Below are 6750 nucleotides of genomic sequence, written 5' to 3'. Positions count from 1 at the left end.
AAAAGGCGTTGATGACCAAGTGGTGGGCGGCTCAATCAGCACCGATGGCTTGCTGTTAGTAAGCGTGCAGCTGCTTGGCTCTGAAACATTGCTGTCTCGCATTATAAGGATGGTGGAGGATGCGCAGGCTGCAAAAGCGCCAATTCAGCGCCAAGTCGATAAAGTCAGTGCGATCTTTGTCCCCGCCGTATTAGCTATTGCCGCCATCACATTTTTTGCATGGTGGTTATCGGGCAGTAGCATCGAAATTGCCATCATCAATGCCGTTGCAGTCTTAGTTATCGCCTGTCCCTGCGCCTTGGGCCTTGCCACGCCTACTGCCGTGATGGTGGGCACCGGCGTTGCTGCTCGACGAGGGATTTTGATCAAGGATGCAGAAGCCTTGGAGATAACGCATAGCACGCAAATTATTGCCTTCGATAAAACAGGCACTTTAACGCTCGGTAAGCCTGAGCTCGTTGCCCAAGAAAGCGTGGCTGCTACAGATGACATGCTAACTATAGCCGCCAGCCTCCAAAGCGATAGCGACCATCCATTAGCTCATGCCGTGATGAAAGCGGCAGAGAAAGAACAGCTACAGCTGCTAAGTGCTAGCAATAGCCGCGCTATAGCTGGCCGAGGTGTATCTGGCAGCGTGAATAGCATTGAGTACTTGCTGGGTAATAGACAGCTCATGGAAGAGAGTCATGTCGACATGTCGTCGCTGAAAGCTAAGGCCGAAGCATTAGAGGCGGAAGGTTGCACGGTCTCTTGGTTAGCGCGCGTGACTGATTCCACACTGCTCGGCTTTATGGCCTATCGTGATCAAATCAAGCCCGAGGCATTTACCGCTATTCGTCGCCTGCAACAACTCGGTATCGAGACCGTGATGATTACCGGGGACAATAAAGGCAGCGCCAATGCCGTGGCCAAGCAGCTTGGCATTGATCATGTGGTGGCTGAAGTATTGCCAAATGAGAAGGCGCAGGAAATTACTCGCCTTAAAGTGCGAGGCGTAACGGCCATGGTGGGTGATGGCATTAACGATGCTCCTGCACTGGCGGCAGCCGATATCAGCATGGCGATGAGCGATGGTAGCGACGTTGCCATGCACACAGCCAAAGTGACCTTAATGCGCGGCGACCCAAGTTTGATCGCAGAAGCCATTGAGATCTCACAATTGACCTGGGCAAAAATTCGTCAAAACTTGTTTTGGGCATTCGCCTATAACACGGTCGGTATTCCACTGGCTGCGCTAGGCTATTTAAGCCCTGTCATTGCCGGTGCTGCCATGGCTTTCTCAAGTGTTAGCGTTGTCGCCAATGCTTTATTGTTAAAGACATGGAAGCCATCGAAGATAGCAAAATGAATATTGGTGAAGCAGCTCGTCAGGCAGGCGTAACCAGCAAAATGATTCGACATTATGAGTCAATCCACTTGATTGCTACATCACCTCGCACGAACGCGGGCTATCGGATCTACTCGAATGAAGCTGTGCACGAGCTACGCTTCATCAAGCGCGCACGGCATATGGGCTTCTCATTAGATCAGATTGCTGAGCTGCTATCGTTGTGGCGAGATAAAGGTCGAGCCAGTGCCGAAGTAAAGCAGCTAACCAGCCGTCATATAGATGAGCTCGATGCTCGCATCACGCAGCTGCAAGAAATGCGAGCGTCACTTGAGGCGCTTGCAACTGCCTGCCATGGCGATAATCGACCCGACTGCCCCATCCTAAACAGGCTGGGCAGCGAGTAGTTTCAAGAGATGCACACCGCTGTAAGGAGATTGAAAATGTCCGACTGCTGTAATGACACCTGCACAAGCAAGGAAGTCGTAACCGATCTTCGCTATCGCAAAGTGTTAATCGTGGCGCTCATAGTCAACTTAGCAATGTTCATTGTGGAAATCATCGCGGGCTCAGCGGCAGGCTCTAGCGCGCTCTTTGCTGACTCGTTGGATTTTTTAGGCGATGCAGCGAATTACGGAATAAGCCTGTATGTGCTCGGCCACACCATGGCGTGGCGATCAAGAGCATCGCTGCTTAAAGGCCTAACGATGGGATTATTTGGCCTTTGGATTCTCTATGCCACCACCAACCGTTTGCTATCTGGTCTGGTTCCAGAGCCAACTACTATGGGGCTTGTGGGCTTTCTCGCACTACTCAGTAACCTGGGTGTTGCGCTTATGCTCTATCGCTATCGAATTGGAGATAGCAATATGCAGTCTGTCTGGATCTGTAGCCGCAACGATGCCATTGGCAACATCGCGGTTATGGGCGCGGCAGGCGCAGTTTGGTTTACGGTAAGCGCTTGGCCTGATGTCATTGTCGCGTTTGTGATGGCCGCTTTAGCTATTTCTGGCGCCATTCAGATCTCTCGTGCAGCTCTGCTAGAACTACGAGAAAACTAAAAGCGCCCGAATTAGCCTCATTCCTGTGCGTACTATTTCTTCACCAGCGATGCCAATATTTTTTGCTCGCCAGGCAACACGGCTTGCAGTGATGGACGGGCTTTTACGCGCGCATAAAGTGCTGACAGCTTTGGCCAGCGCTGCTCGTCCAAGCGCTCACCTCCGTAGCCCATATTGGTGATCTGGCAGACGAAAGCTAAGTCAGCAAGGCTAAGATTATTGCCAACAAAATATTCGGCATCACCTAAGTATTTCTCTAGATAGTCAAATAGCGGTGGCAGCTTTTCCTGCATTGCTAACTGCACCACGGCCTCGTCGGTCGGCTGATTCATGCTTGGCCTCAGCACGCGCTGACTAAAGACGGTAAATGTTGTCAGCGGCGCTAGCTCGTAGTCAGCGTATTTTTCTATCCAGCGCATCTGAGCACGCTCCACTGCATTTGTACCTAGTAATGCCCGCGTTTCAGGAAACTTATCCTCAAGATATTGGCAAATCACACTAGAGTCAGCCAACACCACATCACCATCTTTCAAAGCGGGAATACGCTGCAAAGGGTTGATATCTTTGAACCAAGCTGGCTGATCAAATGGCAGTATGATTTCAAGCTGATAGGCTAGCGCCTTTTCCGCCAAACACAGACGAACCTTGCGAACATAGGGCGATAAAGGCACGCCGTAGACGATTAAACTCATGAAGTACTCTCTAGCTTATTGGTTGATGATCATCGTGACTAAACGTCTAGCGCCTAGCCAGAATAGTTTTGCCAGTAGTCGTCGTTAAAATCAGCGCGCCGGTCTTATCGATGCGGTAACGTTCGACCATTGGTAGAAGCTTCAGCAGCTTACTTTCCTGATTCATTAATGCTTCAGGGCAAGCCATCATCGTTGTGCCAACTTGCTCAATGCTGAGCTTCTTACCACTAGAGCTATAGCGTCCGAAAAAGCGGTTACAGCTAGCACTGCCCGCAATTTTGCCATCAGGCAAAAAGTGCAAACTCGCATGGCTACGATCAATAATCCCTGCACTCGCGATATCTTCAATAAGCCACTCTTGGCCTTGTAATGGGGTTTTGTCTGTCGCCATTAGATGCTCTGCAATAGCCTGATAAGCAGGCAATGACGTTGGGTCACTGGCTGCGTTGGCCGCGACTGGGTTCGAAGCAAAACGCACAATGACCATATCTGCTTTCGGGTCGACCCAAATCATCTGACCGTGAACACCGCGAGCGGCATATGCGCCATGAGCATTATGGCTATTCCACCACATGCTGGCGTAACTCCAGCCCGGTAATAATGTGTAGCCCGACTTGGCAAACACTGTTTTATTGCCACCACGCTGAATGCTAGCAACTGCGGCAACCGGTAAAATTTGCTGGCCCGAAAGCTGCCCATTATTCAGCATCAATAGCCCAAGCCGACCCAAATCGCGCAAAGTCGCATTGAAGCCACCGCCAGCAAATGGGGTGCCAATGGAGTCAACGGTGTAAAACGCTTCGCGCTCAGCGCCAATACGACTCCAAATACGTTCTGATAATTGCTGTGCTACAGACTGACCAGTGCTACGAGCAATCAGCCATCCCAGCACGTCTGCATTAACCGTTTTATAGCCAAAAGCCGCACCGTGCTCACCCTTTTTCTTTACCGTTTGCAGAAACTCAAAGTAGCTACGAGGGCCTTTGTATGCATCGGGCTTAGGCAAAGGGCTACCCGCTTGAGCATAGGTCCAAACCTCTGCGTTGGGGTCGGCATAGTCTTCGGAATAATCCAGCGCTGTCGTCATATCCATTACTTGCCGCACGGTGGCGTCACCAAAGGCGCTGTCTTTTAACTCCGGTATCAAACTGCCAACCAACGCTGTTTCGCTCAACTTACCTTCAGCAACTAATATCTCGCCAAGCAGTCCGGTTAGCGATTTAGTCACAGACATTGCGCCATGAAGGGTATTTGGGCTTAAGCAGCCGGCGTAGCGTTCATAGACCACTTGGCCATGGTGTAGCACTAAAACGCCGTCCGAATAATTAGCGTCAAAGGCTTCTGCCCAAGTCATTTTCTTTTTCGAGCCTAGTGGCTTGAAGCTAACTTTATCCAATGACGCATCAAGCGCTACGGGCAGCTTGTGCGCACCATCGCTGCCATTGTTAACGGCTACCGTTGGCATCAATTCGCGAAAATGACAGGCGGTCCAACGCAGCTTGGGAAACGTGAAGTAATCAGCATCGGTGAAGCGAATCGTTTTACTTGCCGATGGTGGAAAGCCTTGCATCCACGCCAGTGACTTCGGGCTAGACTCCTGTGCTGAAAGCGTAGTTTTCGATGCTGCTACTGCTGTACTTGTCAGCGCTACGGCTATTGCTGCCGCAATAAAATACTTCACGCTTTTACCCCTTAATCTAGCTCTTGTACACCGCCACCAGACACGGTGAGAATCTGCCCACTGACCCAGCTTGCCGCTGGAGAACACAAAAACAAGGCCGCATTCGCCATATCTTGAGCCTCGCCCAAGCGATAAATCGGCGTATGCGCGAGCATTTTCTTTTCAATTTCTGGGTTCAAAACCGATTTAAGTGCGTCGGTAAGAGTAGCGCCTGGAGCAACGCCATTGACTCGAATGCCTTTGGGGCCAAGATCAAAGGCGATGTTACGAATGAGGTGATTAGTGGCAGCTTTAGATGATCCGTATGAGGCCATGCGCTTGTTTTTATTTTCACCAGCCATCGAGGTAATGGCTAGCACGGCACCACCACCGGCTTTTTCCATTTCTGGCGCAGCGATTTGGGCTAACCTGAACAGCGAAAAAACGTTCAAATCATACGCTCCGCGAAAATCCTCCATTGGCATATCGAATGGCTTAGGCCCACCACCGCCCGCGTTACTCACCAAAATAGTCAGCTTGCCAAACTGCTGCACAGCACCGGCCACCAAGCTAGTGAGGTCGTTTTCTTGAGTGACATCACAAGCAATCGCCGCAGCTTTGCCACCGCTGGACTGAATGCCCTTCACTACAGTTTCAGCAGCCACTAAATCGCGATCGCTAACAACGACCGAAGCCCCTGCGGCTGCAAATGTTTCAGCAATCGCACGACCAATACCCGCGCCTGCACCAGTGATAATCGCAACCTGATTTTCCAGTCTAAAACTATCTGCCGTATACATAATTAGAGTCCTTTTTTATTACGATGGCCGTCGGCAAATTCTTTCGCAGCAGCACGCGCTCCAGCAAGACGCTGCAATGCGCCATTGAGGCCGGGTGAAAAGTGCGCCAAATGAATGCCGAACTTAATCACCAAGCCGGTTACATCAATTGAAGCGCGATTTCGAATGATGGCCTTGCTCACTGCCTTCGCTACGTCTTGGGTTGTATTTGTTGGCGCGCCGGGCGGTACCGAGGCACCACTAGCAGCATACATGCCGGCGTCGCTAATCATGCCTGGGTAAATGGTGGACACACCAACACCCGTGCCATGCAAATCCATCCGCAAGCAGTCGGCAAAGCCACGTAGGCCAAACTTACTTGCGCTATAAAGCGCTGATAATGGCGAAGCCACCTTGCCAGCTACTGAACTAATAAACAGTAAATGCCCCTCGCCTCGCTCTACCATGCTTGGCATCAGGCCTTGTGCTAGCAAGATAGGAGCGCGCAGATTCACATCTAAACACGAGTCAATTTCAGGCCAAGAATAGGCTGTAATTTCATCTGTGCCCGGTAGCCCCGCGTTTGCGATCAAAATATCCACGTGGCCCGCTGAAGCTAGTAGCTTCTTCAAATCTTCGTCGCGCGCCATATCGGCCACAATATATTCAGCGCCGCCCAACTCATCTGCAAGGGCTTTCAAAGCAGCCTCTTGGCGAGCACTGATAAGTAAAATAGCGCCCTGCTGCTTGAGCTCTCGCGCAATCGCTTGGCCGATGCCACCGGTAGCACCTGTTAACAGCACGCGTTTACCTTGAATATCCATACTTACTCCAAAGTTTGATGTTGGTTGTGGTCAACTAATTCTGGGCACAACTTTAAATTATTCTTCCGTTAAAGTCGGTGCTAATACGATCGTCAACAATACAACTGACCGCTTAACCCCAACCAGCGCATGCTCTGTGCCGCCATTTAAGTACACTAGTTCGCCGGGCTTTATGGTGCTGCTTGTGCTCGTCGTTTTTAATATAACCTCACCCTCTATGCACTGGATCACTATCGGGCCGCTCACACTACAGTAGGTCGAATGATGCATATCGGTGCCAGCATCGATCACGAGCCGTGCAAGCTCGAGCCCCGATGCTTTCGTTATCACCTTTGACTTTTCGACGGCTAAATCATTCGCCCAAGTCTTGAGGCATACGACCTCGCCTTCAGCTGCGTGATGTGTTG

General features: G+C 50.9%; 8 protein-coding genes. 3 read left to right on the top strand and 5 right to left on the bottom strand.

The window, feature by feature from the left end; translation table 11 throughout:
• From AC3DKE_RS09745 to AC3DKE_RS09735, 3 genes are all read left to right on the top strand, one after another.
• A partial coding sequence (locus tag AC3DKE_RS09745) for a heavy metal translocating P-type ATPase (protein WP_487990564.1) occupies nt 1-1348 on the top strand: 1348 nt, incomplete at its 5' end.
• A complete protein-coding gene (gene cueR / locus AC3DKE_RS09740; RefSeq protein WP_487990563.1) occupies nt 1321-1734 on the top strand; it encodes a Cu(I)-responsive transcriptional regulator in 414 nt (137 codons plus the stop codon). The genes AC3DKE_RS09745 and cueR, both read left to right, overlap by 28 nt.
• Before the next feature lie 36 nt (nt 1735-1770).
• The gene (locus AC3DKE_RS09735) at nt 1771-2388 is read left to right on the top strand and encodes a cation diffusion facilitator family transporter (RefSeq protein WP_487990562.1); all 618 of its coding nucleotides are present in this window, start codon (nt 1771-1773) and stop codon (nt 2386-2388) included.
• A gap of 32 nt (nt 2389-2420) precedes the next feature.
• On the opposite strand, the gene AC3DKE_RS09730 is transcribed toward AC3DKE_RS09735, so the two are convergent.
• From AC3DKE_RS09730 to AC3DKE_RS09710, 5 genes are all read right to left on the bottom strand, one after another.
• Nucleotides 2421-3080, bottom strand: a complete 660-nt coding sequence (locus AC3DKE_RS09730; protein ID WP_487990561.1) for a glutathione S-transferase family protein — start codon at nt 3078-3080, stop codon at nt 2421-2423.
• Between the two features lie 46 nt (nt 3081-3126).
• A complete protein-coding gene (locus AC3DKE_RS09725; protein WP_487990560.1) occupies nt 3127-4761 on the bottom strand; it encodes a serine hydrolase in 1635 nt (544 codons plus the stop codon).
• A gap of 11 nt (nt 4762-4772) precedes the next feature.
• Nucleotides 4773-5540 carry a 7-alpha-hydroxysteroid dehydrogenase gene (gene hdhA, locus AC3DKE_RS09720; protein ID WP_487990559.1) on the bottom strand — a complete coding sequence of 256 codons (768 nt, stop codon included), beginning with the start codon at nt 5538-5540 and terminating at the stop codon, nt 4773-4775.
• A 2-nt stretch (nt 5541-5542) separates the two neighbouring features.
• Nucleotides 5543-6343, bottom strand: coding sequence for an SDR family NAD(P)-dependent oxidoreductase (locus tag AC3DKE_RS09715; RefSeq protein ID WP_487990558.1), 801 nt, complete (start codon nt 6341-6343; stop codon nt 5543-5545).
• 57 nt (nt 6344-6400) lie between these two features.
• A partial coding sequence (locus AC3DKE_RS09710; RefSeq protein ID WP_487990557.1) for a cupin domain-containing protein occupies nt 6401-6750 on the bottom strand: 350 nt, incomplete at its 5' end.

Source organism: Paraperlucidibaca sp. (assembly GCF_982810325.1).
The sequence above is the reverse complement of the archived record's forward strand: the minus strand, read 5'-3'. Positions and strand labels throughout refer to the sequence as shown.

What these genes read in the sequence shown, in the direction of transcription:
- AC3DKE_RS09730 (WP_487990561.1), bottom strand. Translation starts at nt 3,080, where the DNA reads ATGAGTTTAATCGTCTACGGCGTGCCTTTATCGCCCTATGTTCGCAAG.
- cueR (WP_487990563.1), top strand. Translation starts at nt 1,321, where the DNA reads ATGGAAGCCATCGAAGATAGCAAAATGAATATTGGTGAAGCAGCTCGT.
- AC3DKE_RS09715 (WP_487990558.1), bottom strand. Translation starts at nt 6,343, where the DNA reads ATGGATATTCAAGGTAAACGCGTGCTGTTAACAGGTGCTACCGGTGGC.
- hdhA (WP_487990559.1), bottom strand. Translation starts at nt 5,540, where the DNA reads ATGTATACGGCAGATAGTTTTAGACTGGAAAATCAGGTTGCGATTATC.
- AC3DKE_RS09735 (WP_487990562.1), top strand. Translation starts at nt 1,771, where the DNA reads ATGTCCGACTGCTGTAATGACACCTGCACAAGCAAGGAAGTCGTAACC.